At 57.8% G+C, this 24,017-nt stretch carries 31 protein-coding genes; 26 read left to right on the top strand and 5 right to left on the bottom strand.

Translation table 11 applies throughout. The annotated features are described in order from the left end of the window. Window positions 1-179: 179 nt before the first annotated feature. Both ACKZ62_RS22640 and ACKZ62_RS22635 read right to left on the bottom strand, forming a co-directional pair. Entirely contained in the window at window positions 180-506 is a 327-nt protein-coding gene (locus tag ACKZ62_RS22640) for a DUF2388 domain-containing protein (protein WP_032891774.1), read from the bottom strand. A 466-nt stretch (window positions 507-972) separates the two neighbouring features. Beyond that, a complete protein-coding gene (locus ACKZ62_RS22635; RefSeq protein ID WP_447095854.1) occupies window positions 973-1,887 on the bottom strand; it encodes an FkbM family methyltransferase in 915 nt (304 codons plus the stop codon). A 241-nt stretch (window positions 1,888-2,128) separates the two neighbouring features. On the opposite strand from ACKZ62_RS22635, the gene ACKZ62_RS22630 reads away from it, so the two are divergent. From ACKZ62_RS22630 to recX, 22 genes are all read left to right on the top strand, one after another. Further along, complete coding sequence (locus tag ACKZ62_RS22630; RefSeq protein ID WP_099601225.1) at window positions 2,129-2,863, top strand: LexA family transcriptional regulator; 735 nt, start codon at window positions 2,129-2,131, stop codon at window positions 2,861-2,863. Between the two features lie 599 nt (window positions 2,864-3,462). After that, window positions 3,463-3,807 (top strand): phage holin family protein, encoded by a 345-nt coding sequence (locus tag ACKZ62_RS22625; RefSeq protein ID WP_099601226.1) that lies wholly within the window; start codon window positions 3,463-3,465, stop codon window positions 3,805-3,807. 20 nt (window positions 3,808-3,827) lie between these two features. Beyond that, on the top strand, window positions 3,828-4,343 hold the full coding sequence (locus ACKZ62_RS22620) for a hypothetical protein (RefSeq protein WP_447095853.1): 516 nt from the start codon (window positions 3,828-3,830) through the stop codon (window positions 4,341-4,343). A 3-nt stretch (window positions 4,344-4,346) separates the two neighbouring features. Then, a complete protein-coding gene (locus ACKZ62_RS22615; protein ID WP_099601228.1) occupies window positions 4,347-4,958 on the top strand; it encodes a phage baseplate assembly protein V in 612 nt (203 codons plus the stop codon). Between the two features lie 9 nt (window positions 4,959-4,967). Further along, the gene (locus ACKZ62_RS22610; protein ID WP_099601229.1) at window positions 4,968-5,300 is read left to right on the top strand and encodes a phage baseplate protein; all 333 of its coding nucleotides are present in this window, start codon (window positions 4,968-4,970) and stop codon (window positions 5,298-5,300) included. Beyond that, window positions 5,297-6,292, top strand: a complete 996-nt coding sequence (locus tag ACKZ62_RS22605) for a baseplate J/gp47 family protein (RefSeq protein ID WP_099601230.1) — start codon at window positions 5,297-5,299, stop codon at window positions 6,290-6,292. The genes ACKZ62_RS22610 and ACKZ62_RS22605 overlap by 4 nt, the downstream gene beginning before the upstream one ends. Further along, window positions 6,289-6,918 carry a phage tail protein I gene (locus tag ACKZ62_RS22600; protein ID WP_447095852.1) on the top strand — a complete coding sequence of 210 codons (630 nt, stop codon included), beginning with the start codon at window positions 6,289-6,291 and terminating at the stop codon, window positions 6,916-6,918. The genes ACKZ62_RS22605 and ACKZ62_RS22600 overlap by 4 nt, the downstream gene beginning before the upstream one ends. Then, on the top strand, window positions 6,919-8,403 hold the full coding sequence (locus tag ACKZ62_RS22595; RefSeq protein WP_099601232.1) for a phage tail-collar fiber domain-containing protein: 1,485 nt from the start codon (window positions 6,919-6,921) through the stop codon (window positions 8,401-8,403). It abuts the gene before it with no gap. A 9-nt stretch (window positions 8,404-8,412) separates the two neighbouring features. Further along, a complete protein-coding gene (locus tag ACKZ62_RS22590; RefSeq protein ID WP_164444759.1) occupies window positions 8,413-8,841 on the top strand; it encodes a tail fiber assembly protein in 429 nt (142 codons plus the stop codon). Window positions 8,842-8,926: 85 nt separating this feature from the next. Beyond that, window positions 8,927-9,118 (top strand): hypothetical protein, encoded by a 192-nt coding sequence (locus ACKZ62_RS22585; RefSeq protein ID WP_099601233.1) that lies wholly within the window; start codon window positions 8,927-8,929, stop codon window positions 9,116-9,118. Between the two features lie 2 nt (window positions 9,119-9,120). Next, window positions 9,121-10,287 carry a phage tail sheath protein gene (locus ACKZ62_RS22580; protein WP_099601234.1) on the top strand — a complete coding sequence of 389 codons (1,167 nt, stop codon included), beginning with the start codon at window positions 9,121-9,123 and terminating at the stop codon, window positions 10,285-10,287. Further along, on the top strand, window positions 10,287-10,793 hold the full coding sequence (locus ACKZ62_RS22575) for a phage major tail tube protein (RefSeq protein ID WP_099601235.1): 507 nt from the start codon (window positions 10,287-10,289) through the stop codon (window positions 10,791-10,793). The genes ACKZ62_RS22580 and ACKZ62_RS22575 overlap by 1 nt, the downstream gene beginning before the upstream one ends. A 50-nt stretch (window positions 10,794-10,843) precedes the next feature. Then, on the top strand, window positions 10,844-11,416 hold the full coding sequence (locus ACKZ62_RS22570) for a phage tail assembly protein (protein WP_099601236.1): 573 nt from the start codon (window positions 10,844-10,846) through the stop codon (window positions 11,414-11,416). A 127-nt stretch (window positions 11,417-11,543) separates the two neighbouring features. Next, on the top strand, window positions 11,544-13,001 hold the full coding sequence (locus ACKZ62_RS22565; protein WP_447095851.1) for a glycine zipper domain-containing protein: 1,458 nt from the start codon (window positions 11,544-11,546) through the stop codon (window positions 12,999-13,001). Then, a complete protein-coding gene (locus ACKZ62_RS22560; protein WP_099601238.1) occupies window positions 13,001-13,384 on the top strand; it encodes a phage tail protein in 384 nt (127 codons plus the stop codon). Before ACKZ62_RS22565 ends, ACKZ62_RS22560 begins: the two co-directional genes overlap by 1 nt. Continuing rightward, window positions 13,377-13,589, top strand: a complete 213-nt coding sequence (locus tag ACKZ62_RS22555; protein WP_122752554.1) for a tail protein X — start codon at window positions 13,377-13,379, stop codon at window positions 13,587-13,589. The genes ACKZ62_RS22560 and ACKZ62_RS22555 overlap by 8 nt, the downstream gene beginning before the upstream one ends. Window positions 13,590-13,598: 9 nt before the next feature. Next, the gene (locus ACKZ62_RS22550) at window positions 13,599-14,609 is read left to right on the top strand and encodes a phage late control D family protein (RefSeq protein ID WP_447095850.1); all 1,011 of its coding nucleotides are present in this window, start codon (window positions 13,599-13,601) and stop codon (window positions 14,607-14,609) included. A 22-nt stretch (window positions 14,610-14,631) separates the two neighbouring features. Beyond that, window positions 14,632-15,189, top strand: a complete 558-nt coding sequence (locus ACKZ62_RS22545) for a glycoside hydrolase family 19 protein (RefSeq protein WP_099601241.1) — start codon at window positions 14,632-14,634, stop codon at window positions 15,187-15,189. After that, window positions 15,177-15,677 (top strand): lysis system i-spanin subunit Rz, encoded by a 501-nt coding sequence (locus ACKZ62_RS22540; RefSeq protein ID WP_099601242.1) that lies wholly within the window; start codon window positions 15,177-15,179, stop codon window positions 15,675-15,677. The genes ACKZ62_RS22545 and ACKZ62_RS22540 overlap by 13 nt, the downstream gene beginning before the upstream one ends. An 81-nt stretch (window positions 15,678-15,758) precedes the next feature. Further along, the gene (locus ACKZ62_RS22535; protein ID WP_032891768.1) at window positions 15,759-16,259 is read left to right on the top strand and encodes a CinA family protein; all 501 of its coding nucleotides are present in this window, start codon (window positions 15,759-15,761) and stop codon (window positions 16,257-16,259) included. 84 nt (window positions 16,260-16,343) lie between these two features. Continuing rightward, on the top strand, window positions 16,344-17,402 hold the full coding sequence (gene recA, locus ACKZ62_RS22530; protein ID WP_032891767.1) for a recombinase RecA: 1,059 nt from the start codon (window positions 16,344-16,346) through the stop codon (window positions 17,400-17,402). Between the two features lie 8 nt (window positions 17,403-17,410). Further along, window positions 17,411-17,878: a recombination regulator RecX gene (gene recX / locus ACKZ62_RS22525; RefSeq protein ID WP_099601243.1), complete on the top strand. Its 468-nt coding sequence runs from the start codon at window positions 17,411-17,413 to the stop codon at window positions 17,876-17,878. A gap of 210 nt (window positions 17,879-18,088) precedes the next feature. On the opposite strand, the gene ACKZ62_RS22520 is transcribed toward recX, so the two are convergent. After that, on the bottom strand, window positions 18,089-19,201 hold the full coding sequence (locus ACKZ62_RS22520; protein WP_339480044.1) for an LOG family protein: 1,113 nt from the start codon (window positions 19,199-19,201) through the stop codon (window positions 18,089-18,091). A 291-nt stretch (window positions 19,202-19,492) separates the two neighbouring features. Then, window positions 19,493-19,927, bottom strand: a complete 435-nt coding sequence (locus ACKZ62_RS22515) for a PA3611 family quorum-sensing-regulated virulence factor (RefSeq protein ID WP_032891764.1) — start codon at window positions 19,925-19,927, stop codon at window positions 19,493-19,495. Between the two features lie 179 nt (window positions 19,928-20,106). Between ACKZ62_RS22515 and ACKZ62_RS22510 the strand changes: the two genes are divergently transcribed. The 3 genes from ACKZ62_RS22510 to ACKZ62_RS22500 all read left to right on the top strand — a co-directional run bounded on the left by ACKZ62_RS22510 (window position 20,107) and on the right by ACKZ62_RS22500 (window position 22,167). Next, entirely contained in the window at window positions 20,107-20,826 is a 720-nt protein-coding gene (locus tag ACKZ62_RS22510) for a tRNA-uridine aminocarboxypropyltransferase (RefSeq protein WP_447095849.1), read from the top strand. 252 nt (window positions 20,827-21,078) lie between these two features. Next, window positions 21,079-21,729 carry a response regulator transcription factor ErdR gene (gene erdR / locus ACKZ62_RS22505; RefSeq protein WP_032891760.1) on the top strand — a complete coding sequence of 217 codons (651 nt, stop codon included), beginning with the start codon at window positions 21,079-21,081 and terminating at the stop codon, window positions 21,727-21,729. Window positions 21,730-21,804: 75 nt separating this feature from the next. Continuing rightward, entirely contained in the window at window positions 21,805-22,167 is a 363-nt protein-coding gene (locus tag ACKZ62_RS22500) for a diacylglycerol kinase (protein ID WP_032891758.1), read from the top strand. 3 nt (window positions 22,168-22,170) lie between these two features. On the opposite strand, the gene ACKZ62_RS22495 is transcribed toward ACKZ62_RS22500, so the two are convergent. Next, window positions 22,171-23,097 (bottom strand): LysR family transcriptional regulator, encoded by a 927-nt coding sequence (locus ACKZ62_RS22495; protein WP_026013711.1) that lies wholly within the window; start codon window positions 23,095-23,097, stop codon window positions 22,171-22,173. 123 nt (window positions 23,098-23,220) lie between these two features. Between ACKZ62_RS22495 and fpr the strand changes: the two genes are divergently transcribed. Beyond that, complete coding sequence (fpr, locus tag ACKZ62_RS22490; protein WP_003189055.1) at window positions 23,221-24,000, top strand: ferredoxin-NADP reductase; 780 nt, start codon at window positions 23,221-23,223, stop codon at window positions 23,998-24,000. Window positions 24,001-24,017 lie beyond the last annotated feature (17 nt).

The raw sequence follows: 24,017 nt of genomic DNA, 5'->3' as shown, positions 1-24,017 counted from the left end.
GTGGGGCAAAGGTGGGGCGCTCGGCCCTGCTGATTTTGCAATGGCCGCAAGGTTAACACGCGAGGTCGGCCCTTCGCAGGTCGCAAACGGTCAGGTAAAACGTAAAAAAGGGGCGGCGCATTTATTTAAATGCACCGCCCCTTTTGCCTTTCGGCCTGTGCTGAATATGGACGCCTCTCTCAGTACGAAACGGCGATAGCCTTGGCCAATTGCATGTCGGACATAAGCGGCGCGGGGTAGGTCGAATGATAGTACCGAGATGCCCGTTCAAACTCGGCCCCGCGGATTTCGCCGTCCGAACCGATAAACGCAAGGGCGTCGGTTTTCGATGATGTAAAAAGCTTTGGCGCTTCGGTCGTGAGAGAAGTAGTGCCTGCAACCAAGATGGTTGGCACGAACGTGGAGTACATCAGCGCTTTATCGAAGGGGTTGGCATTTTCTGCCGCCACTGCCTGATTGCCCATCAGCACCATGACAGCGATTGTCAGCGTTTTCCATGAGTCCATTCGTCGATGTTTCCATTTTGATTTAAGGGCGAGACGATATCAGGGCCGGCCATTCCCCGCGGTCACCTCATCCGGGCGAAGCATAGAAGTGGTTGAGCAATGCCAGCTCAATCCCAGCCACTATTGCGCAGAGCACAACGAAGCCTCGGCTGAAGACCCGCTTACTATTGGATGAGGCTCCTTCTATCCAGTGCGCGTCGGTGTAGCTTGTGAACATCCCAATGAGCGCCAGTAGGGTGCATGTCTGCACCTTGCTCCAGAAGCTCTGATCTCGCCATGAAGTCATCCGTGTTATTCCATTTCGCACATTGCCTAGCCAATCTTCGCTTTACTACTGCGCGCTGAGCTGAAGGCTGCAGGCCTGTTCGCCAAGCAGGTGATCGCAGATTTATAAGGTTGGCATCTATGGTCGCAGACAGCCGGAGTTGGATTGTAGGCGCTCATGCTTGGGGATATCTACAAATGGTCAGGTTAAAGGGGAAGTGTATTCTTCAAGAACCTTGTTTATGAGCGAAGAGTCCTCTTTGTGGACTGCCAAAATGTCGTAGTAGTAAATTGTTCGTGTAGAGCGTCCAGTGTTTTGCTGCCAGATGTAGTTTATGAGCTGGACGATAATGCTCATCTCGCCTGTGCGAATGACGATTTCGCCAAAGTTGTCAAAAATCACCCAATCACAATAGCCTGCCTGCTGAAGCGCGCTGAGCGTTTTTAAATAGCCTGCTTTTTGGTATTCGTGATCGTATTGGCATTCAAAGAAAAGAATTGGTTTGTGTTTTTTTATAACTACCATGGAAGAATCAAGTACATCGTAATCGAACCCGTCAACGTCACTTTTCAAGATGCGTATGCTGGATTCATTGGGGATCAGCTCATCGAGTGGCGACGATTTTAGGCCGCCCTCATTTTGTAATATCGCGTGTTTTGTCCCGTTTTGTCCGTCAAGTGAGACGTTGGAGATGTTTTTTCCTACCAGGGCTTTTATTGTAGTGACTTTTAAGTGGTTTATTGAGGTTTTTATTTTTTTGACATTATCTTCTAAGTGCCTGTAAAAAGAATCATCAGCTTCAATGCAGATATAATTAGCAGTGGTATTCTGTTCAGCCATGCCCGCTAATGAATCTCCGATATTGGCACCTATATCTATGATGGTTTCTGAGTCATTGATGTAGCGTGTTAGGTGTGGCAAGAACCTATCATATTTTGGGTGTTGTTTTTGAAATTCAGGTAATAGGTGGTGTGCCGGCAAGTTTATTGAAAAGCTTCTGTATTTATAGCTGATAGGTAGCTTTGAGTATTTTCGAAGTTTTCTGATGATTCTTGATGTTAATTTTGAGATCAACGTTAAATTTCCTTGAGTAGTTTTTATTTTCCTAGCGTGCATATTAGGTATCCATTGACAGATTCTTCCTTTTGTATCTGTTATGCACGACTTGGTATCAAGGATCTTACGTTTAGAAATAGCCTAAGGGAATCCGCTTTCGAGGGCGGAACGATGATGACGGGAGTCTCGCCACTGGGATGAGTCCGTTTAGGCGGTAAAAAGGGTGTCAAATGCATAAAAATGCATCATTTATGCGATTAAGCATTTGCCATTCTCCAAGTCTCCCGTCACTATCCGCGTCATGCAAAAACGCAATGTTTCTATCGTTTTAAGAGAGCTGCTGGACCGCGACCGGATCTCTCCCACGGAGCTTCACCGGCGCACCGGTGTGCCTCAATCCACGTTGTCCCGGATCCTCAGCGGGAAGATCGCTGACCCGTCGGACAAGCACATTTCCCGTATTGCCGAATACTTCCGCATCAGCACCGACCAGTTGCGCGGGCGCGTGGCGGTGGGCGTTTCGCGAGATGACGAGCGAGATCCAATGCATTCGGAACTCAAGGACATTAGCCTTTGGGACGACGACACCCCCGTTAATGAGGACGAGGTGTCGATCCCCTTTCTGCGCGAGGTTGAATTGGCTGCTGGATCAGGAAGATTCGTCATCGAGGAAAGCGAGAAAGCCAGCCTGCGTTTTGGAAAGCGCAGCTTGCGGCATAACGGCGTGCAGTTCGACCAGGCCAAATGCGTAACGGTGCGTGGCAACAGTATGTTGCCGGTGCTGCGTGACGGTGCGACGGTCGGCGTGAATGCTGGTAAAAGTGGCATCGGCGACATCGTCGATGGCGACTTGTATGCCATCAATCACAATGGCCAGTTGCGGGTGAAACAGCTGTATCGCCTGCCTACCGGTATTCGCCTGCGTAGTTTCAATCGCGATGAACACCCGGATGAGGACTACAGCTTCCAGGATATTCAGGATGAGCAGATCAGCATCCTTGGCCATGTGTTCTGGTGGGGGATGTACGCCCGTTAACCTTCTTGTGTAAGAGAAAGCCCGCCGTCGAGCGGGTTTTTTTTCGTCTGTAGAAAATCGTCGAACCCTTTACCCATAAGGTCGTAAATGCATTCATGCATGATCGCGCTGAAAATAAATGCATTTATGCATTGACTGTATATGCATACATGCATATTCTTCGTCTCAAGCCAGCCAACAAGGCCTGGTGGAGGCGGCAAGGATGCTGCCAAGGAAGACAAGGAAGGCACGCAACATCGGCAAGGACGCCATCAGAGCGATGGCAGGGATGCCAGGCAAGACCGGCAAGGATGCCGACGCTCTTTAGTTTCACAGCTTTGCAAGAACAGGCAGCGATGAACCGGCCTTAACGGTTCAGAGGGTTGGCAACTGACCCGGGTGTGCAGCGTAAAGCACCAGAAGCAGTTATCCGGCAGACAGGGATCGTGGTCGGAAAAACATTGAGGAAAGATCCGTACCGCGCCAGTAGCGCCGAAAGATCGAAGCTGGACCGCATTACTGAAAAGCCCGGGCAACCGGGCTTTTTGGAATGCCTACCTATACATGGATTTACCCAAAAGCCGGGTCTTTGCCGGCAATGCGCAGCCAGGAGGCGTGACATGACAAACGAGCAGCAAGTGTTAGCGGAAATGCCTATCTGGCTGGTGATCGCACTGGCTCTGATCGGCGGCGTATCCGGCGAAATGTGGCGCGCCGACAAGGAGGGCGCCCGTGGTTGGTCGCTGGTCCGGCGCCTGGCCCTGCGGTCCGGGGCATGCATGGTCTGCGGAGTCTCGGCATTGATGCTGTGCTACGCCGCCGGCATGTCGATCTGGACCGCCGGCGCCATTGGTTGCCTGACGGCCATGGCCGGCGCAGACGTCGCCATCGGCCTTTATGAACGTTGGGCGGCCAAGCGCATCGGGGTCAACGAAGCGCCGACGTCCCGCCCGGATCAGCAGTAACTGCTGCAAGGACGCAACTGATGACACTTATCGAAAACCCCTCCCAACTACCTGTAGCAATTGGGGACGCGCTGAAGCGTGCCTTCCCACAATTACAGGTAGGCAACCACCAGGACTTTACCGACGCCGGGGATCACACCGGTGTGCTGATCAGTGTGGAACGCAACGGCCCCGGGGTTCGTTCCCCTGAAGGGCGCAAGGCACATGTTTTGTCGGTTTCACTCAGGGCTACGGTCGCCAGCGGTGCGGCACCTTTTGACGCGTGCGACCTGGCCAGCCAACTGATGGACCTGGCCCTGGATAACCGCTGGGGCCTGCCGTCGGGTCAGTGCGATTTGCCCACGTCGATCGTTGCGGCGCCTTCCGGATTTTCCAGTGCCGAAACGGACTACGACACCTGGGTCGTTTCCTTCACCCAAACCCTCTATCTCGGCCCGTCGTTGCTCCAAGATCCCACAGGTACGCCGCTGTTTGCCCGCACCTGGGAAGTCTCGGACATCGACGATCCGGATCAATATCGGCCCCTGCAGGAGTAGTCCATGTTCGACGCATTGTTACGCATGCAACTGGGGCCGATTGTCGAGCGCCTGGCGGAAATGGAAGCCCAGCTCGAAGACTTGTATCGACGCGCGGAAAGTTTCTGCCGCATTGGCGTGTGCCAGGAGGTCGACGCTGCCAGCAATACCTGCAAGGTCAGCCACGGTGAGTTGCTTACCCCGGCGATTCGATTCTTCAACCCCAGTGCCGGTGCGCAGACCGAAACCCGTATTCCATCGGTGGGCGAACAATGCCTGCTGCTCAACTACGGCGGTGGGGAAGGGGGCACGCAGTCTGTGGCACTGTTCGGACTGAACAGTAGTCTGTTTCCACCGGTGTCCAGCGTGGCCTCGCTGACCCGGCGGCGCCATCAGGATGGCACCCAAAGCGACTACGACGACGCCAGCCACACCTTCAACTGGATTAACGGCCCAACCACGTTCAGCGGTTCTCGCGAACAGCTCGACATCAAGGTCGGCGCTGCCAGCCTGACCATGAGTGCCCAGAGCATCACCCTGCAACTCGGCGCCACCGGCCTCTCGCTGGATGCCGCCGGCGTGCATTTGAGCGGCCCGGTGGTGGATCACCAGGGGCGCGTGATCAGCCGCGCATAAGGAGTTGCCATGATCGGAATCGATAGGAACACGGGGGCAGCCGTCGATGACTGGCTGCAATTCGTACAGCGTGCCACCCGAGCGCTAACCACCCCCTTAGGCACTCGTCAGAAGCGCCCGATGTACGGCTCGATGATCCCGCAACTGCTCGGCCAGAACCTCGGCGACGACCTGCTGATCCTTGCTCAAAGCCATGCCGCACAAGCCTTCTATAACACCCAGAACGGCATTGCCGACTTTCAACCCCAGGTCATCGTCGCCACCCGCCAGGGCGCCGGTTTATTGCTGCGTTTTGCCGGCACCTGGAAAAACCGCCAACAATCCTTCGAGGTCGTGACATGAGCATGCTGATCCCAGGCCAGAACCAACTGGCGGAGCCGGCGATTATCGCGGTCGATGAATTCGAACCGCTGCTGGCGGAATTCAAGGCGTTTGTCGTCGATTACGTCGCCACCCGCGCGCCGCAAAGCGCGGCCAAACTCAAGGTCAGCCTCGACAACGAAAGCGAGCTGCTGACACTAGCCCTGGAAGCTTTTTGCGTGCGCCTGCAAACCCACGAACGCAAGTACAACGCCCGCATCAAGCAGATGCTGGCGTGGTGGGCCACCGGCAGTAACCTGGATGCACGCCTGGCCGATATGGGCCTGGAGCGCCAAGTGCTCGACCCCGGTGATCCGGCGGCTTTCCCACCGGTACCCGCAACCCTGGAAAGCGATGACGATGCGCGCCTGCGCTATTACTTGGCGCCCCACGCACCGGCCGCGGGTTCGCGTATGCAGTATCGCCGCGAAGTCTTTACCCTCGGCGAGCGGCCGTCGGTCAACGTGCAGAGCGCCACACCGGGCGTGGTGACCGTCAGCTACACCTTCGATCCTGACGGCTACGCGGCCCAGGTCAAGGATGGCAACGGACGGCGCACGGCGCCTGGCGAAGTGAGGGTCACCGTACTGTCCAGGGAGGGGGATGGTACTGCTTCCGCCGATTTGCTTGACGGCGTACGGCGACATTTCGCACGGCCCGATGTACGACCTGAGACCGATCTGGTTACCGTCCAAGGTGCGCAGATCCTGCCTTACAACATTCGCGTGGTCGCAAAAATCAACGCCGGTCCGGATTCCGGACTCACTCAAGTCGCTGCGCAGAAACTGCTGCAAAACTACGCAGAGTCCTGCCATCGCCTGGAAGGCCGCGTGGACCCAAGTTGGATCGACTATGCGATCCACAGCGCTGGCGCCGCGCAACTGCAGATCCTCGAGCCGCTGGCGCCGATCATCAGCACGGCATTCCAGGCCCCGTATTGCACGGGCGTCGAGGTGGAGGTGCGCACGCTATGAGTGAACCCAAAGCGAGTTTATTGCCCGCCAACAGCTCACCGCTGGAAAAGGCGTTGGATCTGGGGTTTGGGATGTTGTTGGAGCGGGTCACCCCTCCGTTTCCCGAACTGATGGACCCGGATCGTACACCCGCGGCGTTCTTGCCCTACCTGGCGGCAGACCGTGCGGTCAACGAGTGGAGCGCCACAGCCCCTGAGTCCGAGAAGCGCCTGACCGTCAAACTCGCCTGGCCCACCGCACGCCAGGCCGGCACCCGTCAGGCCTTGGAAAACGCCGCCAAGGGTCTGCAACTCAGTCCAGAAGTGCGTGCGTGGTACGAGCAGAAACCGCCGGGCGTGCCCTACAGCTTTGCCGTACGGGCCTGGACCGAATTGCCCTACAGCGAAGCCGTCGATGCCCGACTCGACCGCCGCCTGGCCGATGCCAAAAGCGAACGCGACATCCTGTCGATCTCCGTGGGTTTGAGCGCCTTTGGCCGCCGCAGTATTGGCGCTGCCACGCTGTGCGGCGAAATGACCACGATCTACCCAAACGTGCTGGCTGGCGTCGAGGCCTCGGGCCGCGCCTTTATGGCGGCCGGTCTCTACACCGTCGAAACCACCACCCTTTATCCACAGGAGCACTAAATGGCTGACTATTACACCCTGCTCACCAACGCGGGGATCGCCTACGAAACCGCCTGCAAGGCCGCCGGCGTACCGATCAAACTGGCGCAGATTTCCGTCGGTGACGGTAACGGTGCCGTCTACAACCCCGATGCCAACGCCAAGGCGCTCAAGCGTGAAGTCTGGCGTGGGCCCCTGAATGCACTGTTTCAAGATGATAAAAACGCCAACTGGCTGATGGCCGAAGTCACCATTCCGTCGGATGTTGGCGGGTGGTATGTGCGGGAAGCCGGACTGTGGACGGATACCGGGATCTTGTATGCCGTCGTTAAATATCCGGAGTCGTATAAGCCGATTCTGGCGACGTCCGGATCGGGGAAAGAGTTTTATATTCGCTCGATCTTTGAGACCAGTAATGCGTCGATCGTGACGTTGTTGATTGATGACACGGTGGTGAAGGCGACTCGGGCTTGGGTGATGGATTACCTGGCGAAGGGGACGTATTCCAAGGCTGAGATTGAGGCGATGATTGCCAAGGCTTCGGCGTTGCCAGTGGGTTCTATGGTGGCGTTCCCTGTCGACAAGATCCCGCCGGGTTTTCTGGAGATTGACGGTAGCGTTAAGAGTGTCGCGGCTTATCCCGACTTGGCGAAGTTACTCGCTGGTGCGTTCAATAAAGGGGACGAGGCGGCTGGTACCTTTCGATTGCCGGAGTCACGTGGGGAGTTTTTGCGCGGGTGGGATCATGGGCGCGCAGTCGATACTGGTCGTTCAATCGGCAGCTATCAGATCGATACAATACAGAATATTGTCGGCAACCTTGCAGCGGACCCCGCAGCGCCTTACCAGTTTCTCGGTGAAGGTAATTTGACTGCAACCGGCGCATTTGGTGTCACTTTGAGAACTGCTCCCGGTATTGGTGACGCCACGAATGTTCAGATGGGAGCAAGTCTGAGCTTCGATGCTTCGCGTTCGGTTCGGACTTCGATTGAGACTCGGGGCCGCAATTTAGCGGTGATGTGGTGCATCAAGGCCTGGAACGCGCCGATCAACCAGGGAACCATCGATATCGCAGCCCTCGCGGCATTGGCTGCCCAAGCGACCGAACTCAACCAAGGCACCGCAAAGGTCGCCACTGCCGTGCAAATGCTTGATAGCGCAAATGATTTGGTAATGATTACACCAAAAAAGCTGCGCCTGGGTTTTGCCGCAAGTTTTACCCCAACGGGTTATTTCGTTTTCCCAAGCTGGTTAGGCGGCTTGGTTATTCAATGGGGCGCCGTTGAATATCAGACAGATGGCGATAGCTTACTGGCCGTTTCATTTCCCGTTGAGTTCCCAATTTCTGTGCTCTATGCCGACTGGACTGTAGAGAGCGGCATTCTGAGTTCCGTGATCGGGTCTTATGTGCATCAGGTGACGAAAAAAGGCATGTACTTGACGTGCGATAAGCAAGTTTCATCTGTGGCAACCGTTGTCGCGCGCTGGTTTGCATTCGGTAGATAAGGAGAATCTATGCGTTTTTACAGTCCATCAACAGGCTGCACGTACTTGCCAGCGATGCATGGCGAGAGTATTCCGGGCGATGCAGTGGAAATCTCGGATGAAGTTTTTCTAAGGGTTATTGCAAACCCAGAACGAGGCAAAGTCCGAACACACGATAATAAAGGGCAGCCCTACTTGATCAGTGCTCCGGTCATTGAGATCGACCTCGAAGGTGCTGAGCGCATCTGGCGAGACGCTGAAATTGAAAGCGTTAAATGGCTGCGTGAGCGTCATCTCGATCAGCTTGAAATCCGCGCTGAAACAACGCTGAAGGATGAGCAGTTTTCTGAATTGTTGCTGTACGTGCAATCTCTGCGCGACTGGCCGCAATCATCCGCCTTCCCGGATAGCGAACACCGCCCCATGGCTGCGCCCTGGATTGCCGAACTAACCAAGTAACGCCCTGCACTGACGGGGCGTTTTCTTTCCCGAGTTGAATGACCCGCCGCCGTGAGCGGTTTTTTTGTGCCTGGAGATCCCACCTATGACCCACCGCCAAACCTACACCGTCCTCATCCCATTCCCCACCGGAGGTGGCCACTGGTCCACCGTCGGCGAGGAACTGCAACTGCTGGACGTCGAAGCATCCGCCCTGCGCACCGCTGGTCGCCTGGAACTGACCAGCGTCCTCAACGCCACCCCGGCCAAAAAGGCCGCCACCAAGAAGGCTGACTAACCATGGCTGAGGTTCTGAACTTCGAGCACAACGGCATCACTGTGAATGCCACCGAATCCCCCGAGGCCATGGGTGGCCTCGGCGACAACGTGATCGGCCTGGTCGGCACCGCGCCGAATGCCCATGCGTCGATCCCGAAAAACGCGCCGTTCCGAATCAACAGTTTCACCACCCAGGCGCTGCTGGACCCTACTGGTGCGGAGTCTGGCACGCTGTTCCACGCGGTCTACCAGATCCTCAAAGTGGTCAAGGTTCCTGTCTACGTGGTGATCGTGGAGGAGGGCGCCACCCCGGCAGACACTATCAACAATGTAATCGGCGGCAACGAGCCGGTCACCGGTCGCAAGCTGGGCCTGGCGGCACTGGCCAGCGTGCCGGAAGACCTGACCATCATCGGCGCCCCAGGCTTCACCGGTACCAAGGCGGTGGCCGGTGAGTTCGCTGCCTTTGGCAAGCGTATCAAGGCCCGTGTGGTGCTGGATGGCAAGGACGCTGCGGTGGCCGATCAGGTGACCTACAGCGGTGAACTGGGCGGTGCCGACCTCGGTTTCGACCGTTGCCTGCTGGTGCACAACATGCCGTCGGTGTACTCCAAGGCGGCGAAGAAAAACGTGTTCCTCGCGCCATCGTCCCTGGCGATCGCTGCGCTGGCTAAGGTCAAGCAGTGGGAAAGCCCAGGCAACCAGGTGACGTTCGCCGAGGACGTTTCCCGCGTGGTCGAGTACAACATCCTCGACACCTCCACCGAAGGCGACCTGCTCAACCGTTACGGCGTGAGCTACTACGCCCGCACCATCCTCGGCGGTTTTTCGCTGCTGGGTAACCGCTCCATCACCGGCAAGTTCATCAGCTACGTCGGCCTGGAAGACGCCATCAGCCGCAAGCTGGTCAAGGCGGGTCAAAAGGCCATGGCCAAGAACCTCACCAAGTCCTTCATGGACCAGGAGGTCAAGCGCATCAACGACTGGCTGCAAACCCTGGTCGCCGACGAAACCATCCCCGGCGGCAGCGTGTACCTGCACCCGGAACTCAACAGTGTCGAGAAGTACAAGAACGGCACCTGGTTCATCGTTATCGACTACGGCCGCTATGCGCCGAACGAACACATGATTTATCAACTCAACGCCCGTGATGAAATCATCGAGCAGTTCCTGGAGGACGTTCTCTAATGTTTACCAACCGAGTCAGACAGGCCATTGCGGCCACCCTTCAAGGCCTGCCGTTGTCCGCGACGGTTGAGGAATTCACTCCGCCGAAGATCGAATTCGACATGGAATCCATGTCCGGCGGGCGCTTTATCGCCGAGGAAATGGCCAAGAGCGGCAAGGTGCTCAATGCCACCCTGGTGCTGCAGGGTGCGGGCCCGGAAGTCATGCTGGCCCTGGGCGTGCGCCTGGGTGATGACATCCTGCTGAACGTGCGGGAAGCCGGCCAGGATCAGGACGGCAAGACCTACTTCACCTATCACACGGTCGGCGGCAAACTGAAATCCCTCGCCGAAGCCAAGTTGAAGATGGGCGACAAGGCTCTCACCACGCTTGAGCTTTCCTGCCGCACTTACAACCGCCTGGAAAACGGCATCCCGGTCATCGACATCGACGTGCGCACCCAGAAGTTCGTGCTCAATGGTGTAGACATCCTCGGCGATGCCCGCCGTGCGGTGCTGATGCCGTAACTCTCCGGGGGCGGGCGTGCTCGCCCCTTACTTCATCAAGGAATTGCCCCATGGCCTGGATGCCACCGCTGCACCTCCTGCTGTCTCCGATCACCGCCGACACCGGCGCGACGATCCAGCAGGTGCAACTCAAGCCGCTGTACTACGCCGCGCAAAAAGCCGCGCTGGCCCGGGCCGGTGACGACGAGGACGACCAGTTCTTCGAACTGGCAAAACTCGCCACCGGCCTGTCGGAAAAAGAGCTCGACCAACTCAAGCGCCCGGACTACGTCAGCATCGCCCAATACGTACACGAGATGTCGACGCGTCCTGCGTCGTTTTTTCTGGATGAGCAAGCGACGGCAACCCACGACCAGCCCGTCCAATTGTTGCTGCCTCTCGACGCGGCCGGTCGGACGCTCACTGAACTGCCCTTGGAAATACCCGCTCTGCGTGCCACCAAGGTGATGAAAAAACTCGTCACCAACAAAGAGCGCGCCGAGTTCATTACCGCCCATTGCACCGGCTTGATGATCCCCGACCTCGCCAACCTGACCGTGCCCGACTGGACCGAACTGCAGGGGCGCATCGACGATTTTTTAAATCAACCGGCGGACTTCTTTCGGAGCGCGACATCGAAGTAATCCTCGATGTGGTGCCGCTGATTTATTCGGTCAATGAGGCTGAGATCCTTGACTGGGACGCCGGCAAAGCATTGCGCCGCTACGACATCGCGATCACTCGCCTTGGCGTTAAACAGGAGTAAGCGGGATGCAAGAGACTCAATATCGGACCAGGCTCGCCCAGGAAGACAAGCGCTGGATGATCGGCGATGTGGAGCTTGGTAGTGTGCTCGCGCCGTTTTCCGCAAGCCTTGCCACTCCTCTGAGTCTGGAGGCGGCGCTGCAGCCGCAGTCGGAACTCAGCTCGGCGCTGATCACCGTCAGTGTGGATATCAACGCCTTGACCCTGGAGCAAGTGCGGCTGCGTGAAACACTGGAAACACTCAACAGCACATTGTTTATTACGAGCGCAGCACTGGCGGGCACGGCTGGCGGCTCCACCGGCAGTGAAGCGAAAAACACGCCGAAAGAAAAAGCGTCTGCCGACGAATCCTCGATCACACAGTTGCTCAAGTGGTCGGGTGAAGGCCTGGCGGAGTCGGCCAGGACCAAGGTTTCAGACAAAACACTTGAGGTGACGCTTGGTAAAATTCCCGGCGTTGGCGCGTTGTTCAAGGGCGCCAGCAAGGGGAGCGACGGTTGCTGCCCAGGCGTCAGCGAGGCGCTACGTGGGCGCGAGCGCTTCGGACCAAAGTACACGAGCGGGCGCAAAAATTCGGGTAGACCAAGGTTGGCGAGGTTGAGGAACACCTCTACCTCCAGTAAAGCGACCAGTGGGTTTAACGCGACGGTGCGCAACCTGTTCGAGAAGGTGAGCAAGGTATTGGAAGCCCCACGATTAGGCTTTCATGGCGGCGCAACAACTCAGCGTGTCTCCCCAAGTTCGCCGGACACTCGGCTGGGGAGCAGTGCCGTGCGCAATCTGGCGCCAGGCAAGGGCGTTGGGTTAATTGACGCGTTGGAACGAGGCTTGGTTCCGATGCCCGGCCAAGTGGGTGCGAATACTCCCCAACCTATATCGCCCAGCCCTTTGAGTCATTCCATTGGGGATGTTGTCCGCGTATCAATGCCGGCAACCTCCCGCCTGGCTGACACGATGAACCGGCTGGAGTCGGTCGGCGCCCGCCGTCTCGGTCCGCTGCGGTACGTCGACGCTGCAGTCAATGTGGTTCAAGGCGTACGCAATGGTGACGTAAACGCCGTCGGCTCAGGCCTCAGCACCGCCGGCGGTGCCTGGGCCGGTGCCTCCGCAGGCGCCGCTATCGGCACTCTGGTTTTCCCCGGCGTTGGCACCGCTGTCGGTGGCGCAATTGGCGGTTTGCTGGGCAGTGAGGCGGGCGCCTGGCTGGGCGACAAATTGTTCAGTTCAAGTGATCGCCTGCCTGCACCCAATGCGGTGAGCAAGGAACTCAACGCGGCGCGCACGGATAACGTGCAAGTCACTCTCGCCCCGAGTATCCAGATCACCGGTGTAAACCCCGCCGACGCCCAGCAGGTCGTCAACCAGGTAATCCAAGCCTTGCAGTTCCAATGCATGCCGATGGTCACCGACACCCTGGGCATCCGACGCAATGCGGCACTGGCCGATTCTCCAGGAGGTGACTGATGCGACAACAAATGGTGCTCGGCGACTTTATCTTTGGCTTGTCCCGAGGGTTTGCCTATTCGTCGTTGGTACGTACCAACGACGGCGGCTGGAGTGACTTGGTGATTATTGCCAGTAAGCCCCAGTCGCGACAGAGCGGGCAGAAGCTGGAAAAGCTCACGTTCATCGGTACGGCGATGTACGCCACCGGCATGCAGCGCTTGGACGAGTTGCGCGCGCTGCAAAACACGCGTGCGCCGTTGCCTTTGGTTGACGGCATCGGCCGTAACTGGGGCTTGTGGCGGATTAATTCGGTGGTGGAAACCCAGAGCAATGTGATCGATGACGGAACCGCTATGGTCATGGCCTGGACGCTGGAGTTGGAGGAATTCGTCAATGCGTAGAGTGCGAAGTATCGCCGGTGATTCGGTCAATCTGTTGCTTTATCGGGAGTTGGGCCGTTGCGATGACGCAGCGGAAGAAACCCTCTGGCGTTTGAACCCCGAACTTGCCGAATATGGCCCGGTGCTACCGGCCGGCGTGTGGGTGATCGTGCCTGAAATGCAAGCCCGGTCAGGTGCTGTGCGTCCCGTTTTGGCCTGGGATTAAGGAGGCCGCATGGCACAGGGATTTACGCCTATCGTGGAGTTTTATGGCGCCAACGCGGCGCTGCTCAATCAACGCCTGATGCGCTGGAGCCACACTGACGCTGCCGGCATTGAGACTGACCGGCTGGAGCTGACCCTCAATATCGAGGGGCTTGACGGCCTGCCCACTCTGAACGGCAAGATCGGCTTGCGTGTCGGTTACCTGGAAACGGGGTTGGTGGAGAAGGGCGAGTTTGTCGTCACCCAACGGACCCCGGTGCTGTTTCCCATGCGCTTGATGATCGTAGCCACCGCAGCGCCCTTCAGCGTGGTCGATGCAACGGGTTACCGCCAGCGTCGATCCGCAAGTTACGGTCGGACCACCCTGGGCGCGCTGTTTCGCCGACTGGTCAGTCGTCACGGCTATTCACCGCGAGTGGCGCCAGCGCTGGAGGGGATTGCGATCGCGCACATCGACCAGTCCAACGAAAGCGACATGGCGTTCATTTCGCGCCTTGCCCGACTCTATAATGCGGTGACCAAACCGTTTAACGAACTCTATGTGTTGGCCGAAGCCGGCCGAGTCAAGTCGCTCTCCGGCCAGCTACTGCCGGAAGTGAAGCTGTCCGTGACGGATGATAACCGCCCCGGTGAACAGAGCTTCATCACCGCCAAACTCGACGAAAAAACCCGCTCGAAATACGAAGGCTGCCGCGCCAGTTGGTGGGATGCCTCTGCCGGCAAGCAGCGCGTAGTCCAGGTGGGGAATGCGCCGTTCAAGACGTTGCGCCAACGCTACCAGAACGAAGCCGAAGCCCGCGCCGTTGCCGAAGGCGAACTACGCCGTGTGGGGCGTGAAAATTTAAAGTTGCTGATCGATTGCCCGGGCAATCCATTGTTGGCCGCGGAAGGGCTGTTAGTGCTGGATGAGAGCTGGCCGTCCTATATGCAGGGACGATGGTCGATAAGGCAGGTGGTTCATGTCGGCGATCCGGCGACGGGATACCGCAGTTCGATCACGGCGGGTGGGTTGTCGATATAGATACTTTTCGAGAGTAAAACCAATGGTGATAACACTTCCCCAACTGCTCGGCGTTATGCCGGATGCCCGCCTTAGAGCGGGCCTTTTTTTAACGCCCTTAAATGCGGCTTTCGTTCGCTTCGAGATTGACCGTGCGAAGCGCATCGCCGCCTTCCTCGCCCAGATCGGCCACGAATCCGGCGAGCTGCGTTACGTCCGTGAACTGGGCAGCGATCACTACCTGAGCAAATACGACACCGGCGGCTTGGCCGCGCGCCTGGGCAACACCTCTGAAGCGGATGGCGATGGTCAGTTGTACCGGGGCAGGGGGCTGATCCAGATCACCGGTCGTCACAATTACCTGGTCTGCAGCCAGGCGTTGTTTGGTGATGATCGTCTGTTGAGAGATCCCACGTTGTTGGAGCAACCACAATGGGCGGCTGAGTCGGCCGCCTGGTTCTGGCAGAGCAATGGCCTGAATGAGCTGGCAGACAAGGACCAGTTCACCGCCATCACACGGCGGATCAACGGCGGCTTGAATGGGCTCGAGGATCGCTTGCGATTGTGGGCGCGGGCGAAAGCGGTGTTATGCGCTTCCTAGGGGCTTGGCGATTGATCGGTGTTTGCCTGTTAGTGGCGGTGACCTGGCAAGTACAGGCTTGGCGATTGGGGGCGCAGTTGGAGCGGCAAGCGGCTGTCCATGCCCAGGCGCTCAGTCAACAAACCCAGGCGGCCCTGCGCCAGCAACAGGTACAGCAGGACAAACGGCTGGCCCTGGAGCAACAGCTCAGTGCCAGCGACCAACACCATGCTCGGGAGTTAAGCGATGCGCAACATAACCAGGCTGCTCTGCGCGACCGCCTCGCCACTGCTGATGTGCGGTTGTCAGTCCTTCTCGACGCAGCCGAGCCCGCCAGTGGCTGTGCAATGCCAACCGCCGCCACCGCCGTCCGCGTGGTTCATGCAGCCGCGCGAGCCCGCCTTGACCCGGCGCATGCTCAACGAATTATCGGCATCACCGATGCCGGCGACCAAGGACTGATCGCCTTGCGCGCTTGCCAGGCTTATGTGCGCGCTGTCACCCGCTAATCTCTTGTTCCAGTCTGTCGCTTGCATGAGCGATTTGCTCCTGTAGGGTAGGCAAACCCCCGCCCACTTCTGGAGACCGTCGTGAAGGAAATCACTCAACTTGCTGCTGAACTGGGTCGCCGCCTGCAGGTGCTCAATGCCCACGTCACCACGGCCGAATCCTGTACCGGTGGCGGTATCGCCGAGGCCATTACGCGGATCCCGGGGAGTTCGGCCTGGTTCGAGGCCGGATACGTCACTTACTCTAATCGTCAGAAGACCCGGCAGTTGAATGTGCCGGAAACATTGTTTCCGAAAGTGGGCGCCGTCAGCCAGGAAGTGGTGGAGGCCATGGTGCGCGGTGCGCAGGAAAAAAGCCTGTCGCGATTCGCTGTTGCAGTAAGCGGCGTGGCGGGGCCTGACGGCGGTTCGCCGGACAAACCGGTAGGCACTGTCTGGCTGGCCTTTGGTGTGGGTGATGAGGTCACGGCCGAGCTCGCGCACTTCCCGGGCAACCGCGATGAGGTCCGCCGACAAACGGTAAAGGCCGCGCTTGAGGGCTTGTTGCGACGAGCTGCAGCAGAAATAGAAAATCAGGGGTAGGCGATCTCCAATCTTTGTGGAACAATACTGTCTACTTATACAGGTGTTGGCCGCCCCGGCCTTATTGATTACGTGAGGACTTTAATGGACGACAACAAGAAGAAAGCCTTGGCTGCGGCCCTGGGTCAGATCGAACGTCAATTCGGCAAGGGTGCCGTGATGCGTATGGGCGATCACGACCGTCAGGCGATCCCGGCTATCTCCACTGGCTCTCTGGGTTTGGACATCGCACTCGGCATTGGCGGCCTGCCAAAAGGCCGTATCGTAGAAATCTACGGTCCTGAATCTTCCGGTAAAACTACCCTGACCCTGTCGGTGATTGCTCAAGCGCAAAAAATGGGCGCCACCTGCGCGTTCGTCGACGCCGAGCACGCCCTGGACCCTGAATACGCCGGCAAGTTGGGTGTCAATGTTGATGACCTGCTGGTATCCCAGCCGGACACCGGTGAGCAAGCCCTGGAAATCACCGACATGCTGGTGCGCTCCAACGCCATCGACGTGATCGTGGTCGACTCCGTGGCTGCCTTGGTACCCAAGGCTGAAATCGAAGGCGAAATGGGTGATATGCACGTGGGCCTGCAAGCCCGTCTGATGTCTCAGGCGCTGCGTAAAATCACCGGTAACATCAAGAACGCCAACTGCCTGGTGATCTTCATCAACCAGATCCGTATGAAGATCGGCGTGATGTTCGGTAGCCCGGAAACCACCACCGGTGGTAACGCGTTGAAGTTCTACGCTTCGGTCCGTCTGGACATCCGCCGTACTGGTGCGGTGAAGGAAGGCGACGAGGTTGTCGGTAGCGAAACCCGCGTTAAAGTCGTTAAGAACAAAGTGGCCCCGCCTTTCCGTCAGGCTGAATTCCAGATTTTGTACGGTAAGGGTATTTACCTGAACGGCGAAATGATCGACCTGGGCGTGCTGCACGGTTTCGTCGAGAAGTCCGGTGCATGGTATGCCTACAACGGCAGCAAGATTGGTCAAGGCAAGGCTAACTCGGCCAAGTTCCTGGCAGATAACCCGGATATCGCCGCCACACTTGAGAAGCAGATCCGCGACAAGTTGCTGACTGCAGCTCCCGACGTGAAAGCTGCTGCCAACCGCGAGCCGGTTGCAGAAGTGGAAGAAGCCGACACTGACGTCTGAAGCAAACGATGACTGTTGTACTGGATACACTCGTCGCCGTTCGGCGCACTGCTATGGACCTGCTCGCTCGACGCGAGCATGGTCGAGTCGAGCTGACGCGCAAACTGCGTCAGCGCGGCGCAAACCCTGAGATGATCGACACGGCCCTTGACCGTTTGACGGAAGAAGGGCTGCTGTCGGAATCCCGTTACCTCGAAAGTTTTGTCTCCTACCGAGCCCGTTCCGGCTATGGCCCTGCGCGTATTCGCGAAGAGCTGAGCCAGCGTGGCCTGCAGCGTGCCGATATCGACCTTGCGTTGCGTGAGTGCGGGATTAGTTGGCAGTCGCAGTTGGAAGATACTTGGCGTCGCAAGTTCTCCGGCCATCTGCCTATTGATGCCCGGGAGCGTGCGAAGCAAGGCCGCTTCTTGAGTTACCGCGGGTTTTCGATGGAAATGATCAACCGTTTGTTCAGCGGCCGAGATATGGACGACTGAAACTGTGTTGAGCGTGCTTGTCATTTTTGCGGGTTTGTATTGGTGAGCAGGTTTTTTGTGTAGAGCAAGCATGTTGTGGTGAGCGGGCTTGCCCTGCGCTGGGCTGCGCATCAGCCCCAATCACCGCAATCGCTCGCCTCCCATTTCCACTGAAACACCACCAAAAAAGGCTCACTATGAAAATAGTGGGCCTTTTTTTGCACTAAAAAATCAAGCCGGCTCTGGCGCCACTCGCTGCTGCGCCTTCCCCTGAGCCTGCGCCCAGTTCTCCGGCAAATTGATGTAATCCACCAACTCCCGCAGTCTGCCTTGGTCTCGTCCATTAAAGTTGAACACCAGTCGCGTCAAATGGCTGAACCTCGCTTCATCATGCTCCTCACCCGTATACGCGAGTTGCTGAAACTCGCCGCTTAACCGCAGGCTGGCAAACTCACTTTGCAAGTGGGCCAGCGCCCGATCACTGAGCGGGTGATTCATACGCACCACAAACTCGCGCTTTAACCAGCGCGAGGAATGGAAATTGGCATAAAACTGATTGATCTCCTCCACTGCCTCTTCAGCGCTGTACACCAGCCGCACCAGCTTGAGATCGGTAGGCAAGATATAGCGATTGGCTTCCAACTGGCTGCGGATAAAATCCAGGGCGCCTTGCCAAAATCCTCCACCGGGTGCATCCAGTAACACCACCGGTACCAGTGGGCTCTTGCCGGTCTGGATCAGTGTCAGCACTTCCAGTGCTTCATCGAGGGTGCCGAAGCCGCCTGGGCATAGCACCAGTCCATCGGCTTCCTTGACGAAGAACAGTTTGCGGGTAAAAAAGAAGTGAAAGGACAGCAGGTTCTCGGTCCCATCAATGGTCGGGTTGGCGTGCTGTTCGAACGGTAAGGTGATATTGAACCCCAGGCTGTGCTCCAGGCCGGCGCCTTCGTGTGCCGCGGCCATGATGCCGCCACCTCCACCGGTAATCACCATCAAGTCCGAGCGCGCCAGTGCTGCGCCTACTTCCCGGGCTAATGCATACAGGGGGCTTTCCACAGGGGTACGTGCCGAGCCGAATACGGTGACCTTGCGTCGGCCCTTGAACTGTTCGAGCACACGGAAGGCGTTGTCCAGTTCACGTATGGCTTGCAAGGTGATCTTGGCATTCCAGCGATTGCGGTCATCCTGTGCCATGCGCAGCACGGTGAGGATCATGTCGCGATACAGAGGGATATTCGGGCTGTCGGGGGCGATCAGTTGGAGTTGGGCTTCGACCTGCTGCGTGAGGTCGGCCCCATTTTTTTCAAAATGCTGGAGCAGGCTGTCATTCGGTTCGTAAGGCATTCAACTTCTCCTTCTTGCAGGGCCGGGTAACCGACGAGATGTTCGCCGGAGGCTACGACACTGCATGTGTCGCTGCTTGCCGCAGGGGGCAACCTTCTTTTGCCCTGAAAATGTTACAGAACAGCATCAGAAATGCTGTGAGCGAGCGGTCGGGATGGCTTGATCATGGGCCGAAAAACCCTTGGCTGGCAACCGCTTATTGGTTGCTCAAGAGTGAGTCTAGCCGTCTGAGGGGCGTTGCAGCGGGGGAGTGCGCGCCACTGAATAGCAGCGCGCGAAGGTCAGGTTGAATTACTTCTTCTTCTTCGCCGGAGCCGGGCAATCCGTTTCCACGAACTTTACCGAAGCCACAGGGCGGTTGGTTTTGTTCTCGGTGATTTCATAGCGCATCACGGCGCCTTTGGCCATCAGCTCGCGGTAGCCTTTGTTCAGGCACACGCTTTGCCCCAGTTGGAAATACACAGCCTTGGGGTTGGCGCGCATTTGCTCGGCACGGTCGGACATGACGCTCAGGTGATCGATCAACTGCATGCCTTCAACGGTGTAGGCCACTTCCAGGGTTTTTTCATCGATTTCCCGGGGCAGATCCTTGTTGCTTTCTGCCGCGACGCTTTGCAGTTTCCTGTTCATCTGGGCCTCCAGCAGCGAGGCCGCATGTGCGCCCACAGGCAATACCAGCGCAAGTGCGATGGATGGGACGACAAGGCGCAGCATGGAACGCAGCATGAAACTCTCCTGATTCGGTTACTGGTGCATAGACCAGCCACTGCGCTGTGCGTTCAGTGGCGCGCAATTATAGGTGACCCCTTGCCACTACAGCCAGGCGTATCGCTGGTAAACTGCGGCCATCTCAGCCTTTCACGAGTTCTATCCGTGTCGATTTACCCGTTCCTGCGGCGCATCCGATGAGCCATGCCGTTTCCCGTCTGCGTACCCAGCGTCTGGCGCGCGCCATTAAGCCCTTCGTCAACCGAGGCTCCCGTGCCGAACGCTGCCCCGGCTGCCGGGTGATTCCCGAGTACTGTCTCTGTGCCTGGCGCCCGAAAGTCGAGGCCCGGTCCGCGATGTGCCTGCTGATGCACGATGTTGAACCGATGAAACCCAGCAACACCGGCTGGCTGATCGCCGACGTCATTGACGACACCACTGCCTTCGCTTGGGCTCGCACCGAAGTCGAGCCGGATTTGCTCACCCTGCTCGCTGACCCGCAATGGCAGCCGTATATCGTATTTCCCGGTGAATTTGTGGCGCCGGAACGGGTGGTCAACGAAGTCATCGTGACGCAGGGCAAGCGTCCATTGTTCATCCTGCTCGATGGCACCTGGAGTGAGGCGCGCAAGATGTTCCGCAAAAGCCCGTATCTGGAGCACTTACCGGTCCTGAGCCTGGCGCCCGAGCAGCTCTCACGCTACAAACTGCGCCGCTCCAAACGTGATGATCATTTCTGTACCGCCGAAGTCGCAGCGCTCTGCCTGGAGTTGGCTGGCGATGGGGTTGCCAGCGAAGTGCTGGATGCCTACCTCGATGTGTTCAGCACCCATTACCTGGCCGCCAAGTTCCAGATGCCTCTGGATGCGACCGATGCCGTCCATGCCCGTCTTGCGCCCTATATACCCGCGGTATAGCCAGGCGACGTTGGCATGATGGCACTGTAAGCCTGCACCCCGCTAAAATGCCCTCGGGCGTAGTGCTTGACCCCCTAGGCTACGCTGGGCATGCTGGGCGCCGATTGGGGCGCAACCGTGAATTTTCGACGTCGTATCACGTGCTTTTGACGTTGAACGTGCCCTGTGGCGATGGCTGCCTGGCCGTTGCCTTGTGTACTGGCGAACCTTGAACCCATCAAGGCAGCCATAAAAAACAGGATCATTTAATCAATGGCCACATACGAAATCCTGATAGCCGATGACCACCCGCTGTTTCGCAGTGCGCTGCATCAGGCCGTAACGCTGGGCCTTGGCCCGGATGTGCGTCTGGTTGAAGTGGCCAGCATTGCCGAACTGGAAGTCCGCCTCACCGAAAAATCCGACTGGGACTTGGTGCTGCTCGACCTGAACATGCCTGGCGCCTACGGTTTCTCGGGGCTGGTGCTGCTGCGTGGGCAATACCCGCAAATTCCCGTGGTGATGGTCTCGGCGCAGGAAGACGCTGACGTGGTGGTTCGCTCCAAGGAGTTTGGCGCCAGTGGCTTTATCCCCAAGTCCAGCGCCATGGAAGATATCCAGAGCGCCGTACGTAAGGTGCTGGACGGTGATGTGTCCTGGCCGCCGCAAGCGTTTGAAGAAATTAACGTGTCTGACGAAGCTAAGGCCGCCCGTGATGGCTTGGCGAGTCTTACGCCCCAGCAGTTCCGGGTGTTGACCATGGTCTGTGAAGGCCTGTTGAACAAGCAGATTGCCTATGAGCTGAGCGTGTCGGAAGCGACCATCAAGGCCCATGTGACCGCGATCTTCCGGAAGCTAGGGGTGCGCACGCGGACCCAGGCGGCGCTGCTCTTGCAACAACTTGAGTCAATTTCGCAGCATTGAGCTGTTATCGATTCACGCTTTTTTGACTTTGCGTGATCTAGTTTCCCCACTTCTTTGGTTCAGTTGCCTACGTCTATGTCGCCTTTCAAGGGTCAAACCGGTATCAAACGTATCTTCAATGCTGGGGGATATTCCCTGGATGGCCTGCGCGCAGCGTTCACTGGCGAGGCCGCGTTCCGGCAGTTGGTGTTGCTGAATGTCATCCTTGTCCCGCTAAGCTTTTTCCTGAACGTCAGTCGTGTCGAACGGGCGCTGCTGATTGCAGTGTGCCTGCTGGCCTTGATCGTCGAATTGCTCAACTCGGCCGTAGAAGCAGCCATCGACCGCATTTCCCTGGACCGCCATCCACTGTCGAAAAACGCCAAGGACATGGGCAGCGCCGCGCAATTTGTGGCACTGACCATGATTACCCTGGTGTGGGCCGTGATCCTGATCTAACGATCAAGCGATGTTCGGCAGCACGATCTCGTCGCTGCGCTGAACCCCAGCGGTGAATGCGCGGCACAGCTCCAGAAACTCGCGCATCGCCGAGGTCTGGTATTTTTGTTTATGCCAGATGAAGTAAAACTGCCGCGCAAGGTCCAGGTCAGGGGTTTCAACCGGCACCAGGCTGCCACGGCGGAACGCGTCGCGCAGTGCCAAGCGCGAGATGCAGCCAATTCCCAATCCCGACTCCACGGCGCGCTTGATTGCCTCGGTGTGCTCAAGCTCCAAGCGGATGTTCAGCGCGCTGCGGTGATGACGCATGGCCTGGTCGAAGGTCAGGCGTGTGCCTGAGCCCTGTTCGCGCAGAATCCACGCCTCGTGGGTCAGCTCCTCCATGGTGGCCACTCCGCGCTTGGCTAGGTGATGCTGAGGCGCGCAAAACACCACCAGCTCATCCTCCACCCAGGTTTGCACCTCGATATCGGGGTGGCTGCAGTCGCCTTCGATTAGACCCAGGTCAATTTCGTAGTGCGCAACCTGATGCACGATATTGGCAGTGTTCTGCACATGCAGCTTTACCTGGCTCTCGGGGTGCTGCTGCATGAAGCTGCCGATGAGCAGGGTGGCCAGGTAGTTACCGATGGTCAGGGTCGCGCCGACGGCTAGAGAGCCGAAGCCGGACTTGCCGTTGAGCAGGTCTTCGATCTCCTTGGCTTGGTCCAGCAGCGCTACTGCCTGGGGCAGAAGCTGATGACCCAGGGCGTTGAGGCTCAGGCGTTTACCGGCGCGGTCGAATAATTGGCAGCTGGATTGACGCTCCAGCTCCGTAATCGAGGTGCTGGCTGCCGATTGAGATAAGGCCAGAAGGCCAGCAGCGCGCGAGACGCTTTCCTGCTGGGCGACGGCGACGAAGACTTGCAGTTGACGGAGAGTAAATCGCATATCTATATAACCGATAACCCTTATCTTAATAATCCAGTTAACAGATATTGTCGCCGCCATTAGAATGCTGTGCAATTGCGCAGCTACATTTGGCGCAGACCCATTTCCAGGAGTTACCCGTACATGAGCAACATGAACCACGAGCGTGTCCTCAGTGTTCATCACTGGAACGACACTCTGTTCAGCTTCAAGTGCACCCGCGATCCGGGCCTGCGCTTCGAGAACGGTCAGTTCGTGATGATCGGCCTGCAACAGCCCAACGGCCGCCCGCTCATGCGCGCTTACTCCATCGCCAGCCCGAACTGGGAAGAGCATCTGGAGTTCTTCAGCATCAAGGTGCCGGATGGCCCGCTGACTTCCCAATTGCAGCACTTGAAGGAAGGCGACGAGATCATCATCAGCAAAAAACCGACAGGTACCTTGGTGCTTGACGATTTGAAGCCAGGCAAACACCTGTACCTGCTCAGCACCGGTACTGGCCTTGCTCCGTTCATGAGCGTGATCCAGGACCCGGAAACCTACGAGCGTTTCGAAAAAGTGATCCTGTGCCACGGCGTGCGTTACGTCAACGAAGTCGCCTACCGCGAGTTCATCACCGAGCACCTGCCGCAGAATGAATTCTTCGGCGAGGCCCTGCGTGACAAGTTGATCTACTACCCTACCGTGACCCGCGAGCCATTCGAAAACGAAGGCCGCCTGACCGATCTGATGCGCAGCGGCAAGCTGTTCAGCGACATCGGTCTGCCGCCGATCAACCCCGAGGACGACCGCGCCATGCTGTGCGGCAGCCCGAGCATGTTGGATGAAACCAGCGAAGTGTTGAACAGCTTCGGCCTGAAAGTTTCGCCGCGCATGCGTGAGCCGGGTGATTACTTGATCGAGCGTGCGTTCGTCGAGAAGTAATCCCGTCAGCCCATGTG

The sequence above is a fragment of the Pseudomonas sivasensis genome (assembly GCF_052938085.1).
This window is presented reverse-complemented; position numbering and strand designations above follow the sequence as displayed.

What these genes read in the sequence shown, in the direction of transcription:
- ACKZ62_RS22545 (WP_099601241.1), top strand. Translation starts at nt 14,632, where the DNA reads ATGGTGATAACACTTCCCCAACTGCTCGGCGTTATGCCGGATGCCCGC.
- ACKZ62_RS22625 (WP_099601226.1), top strand. Translation starts at nt 3,463, where the DNA reads ATGACAAACGAGCAGCAAGTGTTAGCGGAAATGCCTATCTGGCTGGTG.
- ACKZ62_RS22540 (WP_099601242.1), top strand. Translation starts at nt 15,177, where the DNA reads ATGCGCTTCCTAGGGGCTTGGCGATTGATCGGTGTTTGCCTGTTAGTG.
- ACKZ62_RS22495 (WP_026013711.1), bottom strand. Translation starts at nt 23,097, where the DNA reads ATGCGATTTACTCTCCGTCAACTGCAAGTCTTCGTCGCCGTCGCCCAG.
- ACKZ62_RS22585 (WP_099601233.1), top strand. Translation starts at nt 8,927, where the DNA reads ATGACCCACCGCCAAACCTACACCGTCCTCATCCCATTCCCCACCGGA.
- ACKZ62_RS22605 (WP_099601230.1), top strand. Translation starts at nt 5,297, where the DNA reads ATGAGCATGCTGATCCCAGGCCAGAACCAACTGGCGGAGCCGGCGATT.
- ACKZ62_RS22635 (WP_447095854.1), bottom strand. Translation starts at nt 1,887, where the DNA reads ATGCACGCTAGGAAAATAAAAACTACTCAAGGAAATTTAACGTTGATC.
- erdR (WP_032891760.1), top strand. Translation starts at nt 21,079, where the DNA reads ATGGCCACATACGAAATCCTGATAGCCGATGACCACCCGCTGTTTCGC.
- ACKZ62_RS22570 (WP_099601236.1), top strand. Translation starts at nt 10,844, where the DNA reads ATGGCCTGGATGCCACCGCTGCACCTCCTGCTGTCTCCGATCACCGCC.
- ACKZ62_RS22560 (WP_099601238.1), top strand. Translation starts at nt 13,001, where the DNA reads ATGCGACAACAAATGGTGCTCGGCGACTTTATCTTTGGCTTGTCCCGA.
- ACKZ62_RS22630 (WP_099601225.1), top strand. Translation starts at nt 2,129, where the DNA reads ATGCAAAAACGCAATGTTTCTATCGTTTTAAGAGAGCTGCTGGACCGC.
- ACKZ62_RS22620 (WP_447095853.1), top strand. Translation starts at nt 3,828, where the DNA reads ATGACACTTATCGAAAACCCCTCCCAACTACCTGTAGCAATTGGGGAC.
- recX (WP_099601243.1), top strand. Translation starts at nt 17,411, where the DNA reads ATGACTGTTGTACTGGATACACTCGTCGCCGTTCGGCGCACTGCTATG.
- ACKZ62_RS22510 (WP_447095849.1), top strand. Translation starts at nt 20,107, where the DNA reads ATGAGCCATGCCGTTTCCCGTCTGCGTACCCAGCGTCTGGCGCGCGCC.
- ACKZ62_RS22595 (WP_099601232.1), top strand. Translation starts at nt 6,919, where the DNA reads ATGGCTGACTATTACACCCTGCTCACCAACGCGGGGATCGCCTACGAA.
- recA (WP_032891767.1), top strand. Translation starts at nt 16,344, where the DNA reads ATGGACGACAACAAGAAGAAAGCCTTGGCTGCGGCCCTGGGTCAGATC.
- ACKZ62_RS22555 (WP_122752554.1), top strand. Translation starts at nt 13,377, where the DNA reads ATGCGTAGAGTGCGAAGTATCGCCGGTGATTCGGTCAATCTGTTGCTT.
- ACKZ62_RS22550 (WP_447095850.1), top strand. Translation starts at nt 13,599, where the DNA reads ATGGCACAGGGATTTACGCCTATCGTGGAGTTTTATGGCGCCAACGCG.
- ACKZ62_RS22565 (WP_447095851.1), top strand. Translation starts at nt 11,544, where the DNA reads ATGCAAGAGACTCAATATCGGACCAGGCTCGCCCAGGAAGACAAGCGC.
- ACKZ62_RS22640 (WP_032891774.1), bottom strand. Translation starts at nt 506, where the DNA reads ATGGACTCATGGAAAACGCTGACAATCGCTGTCATGGTGCTGATGGGC.
- ACKZ62_RS22615 (WP_099601228.1), top strand. Translation starts at nt 4,347, where the DNA reads ATGTTCGACGCATTGTTACGCATGCAACTGGGGCCGATTGTCGAGCGC.
- ACKZ62_RS22500 (WP_032891758.1), top strand. Translation starts at nt 21,805, where the DNA reads ATGTCGCCTTTCAAGGGTCAAACCGGTATCAAACGTATCTTCAATGCT.
- ACKZ62_RS22520 (WP_339480044.1), bottom strand. Translation starts at nt 19,201, where the DNA reads ATGCCTTACGAACCGAATGACAGCCTGCTCCAGCATTTTGAAAAAAAT.
- fpr (WP_003189055.1), top strand. Translation starts at nt 23,221, where the DNA reads ATGAGCAACATGAACCACGAGCGTGTCCTCAGTGTTCATCACTGGAAC.
- ACKZ62_RS22600 (WP_447095852.1), top strand. Translation starts at nt 6,289, where the DNA reads ATGAGTGAACCCAAAGCGAGTTTATTGCCCGCCAACAGCTCACCGCTG.
- ACKZ62_RS22590 (WP_164444759.1), top strand. Translation starts at nt 8,413, where the DNA reads ATGCGTTTTTACAGTCCATCAACAGGCTGCACGTACTTGCCAGCGATG.
- ACKZ62_RS22515 (WP_032891764.1), bottom strand. Translation starts at nt 19,927, where the DNA reads ATGCTGCGTTCCATGCTGCGCCTTGTCGTCCCATCCATCGCACTTGCG.
- ACKZ62_RS22580 (WP_099601234.1), top strand. Translation starts at nt 9,121, where the DNA reads ATGGCTGAGGTTCTGAACTTCGAGCACAACGGCATCACTGTGAATGCC.
- ACKZ62_RS22575 (WP_099601235.1), top strand. Translation starts at nt 10,287, where the DNA reads ATGTTTACCAACCGAGTCAGACAGGCCATTGCGGCCACCCTTCAAGGC.
- ACKZ62_RS22610 (WP_099601229.1), top strand. Translation starts at nt 4,968, where the DNA reads ATGATCGGAATCGATAGGAACACGGGGGCAGCCGTCGATGACTGGCTG.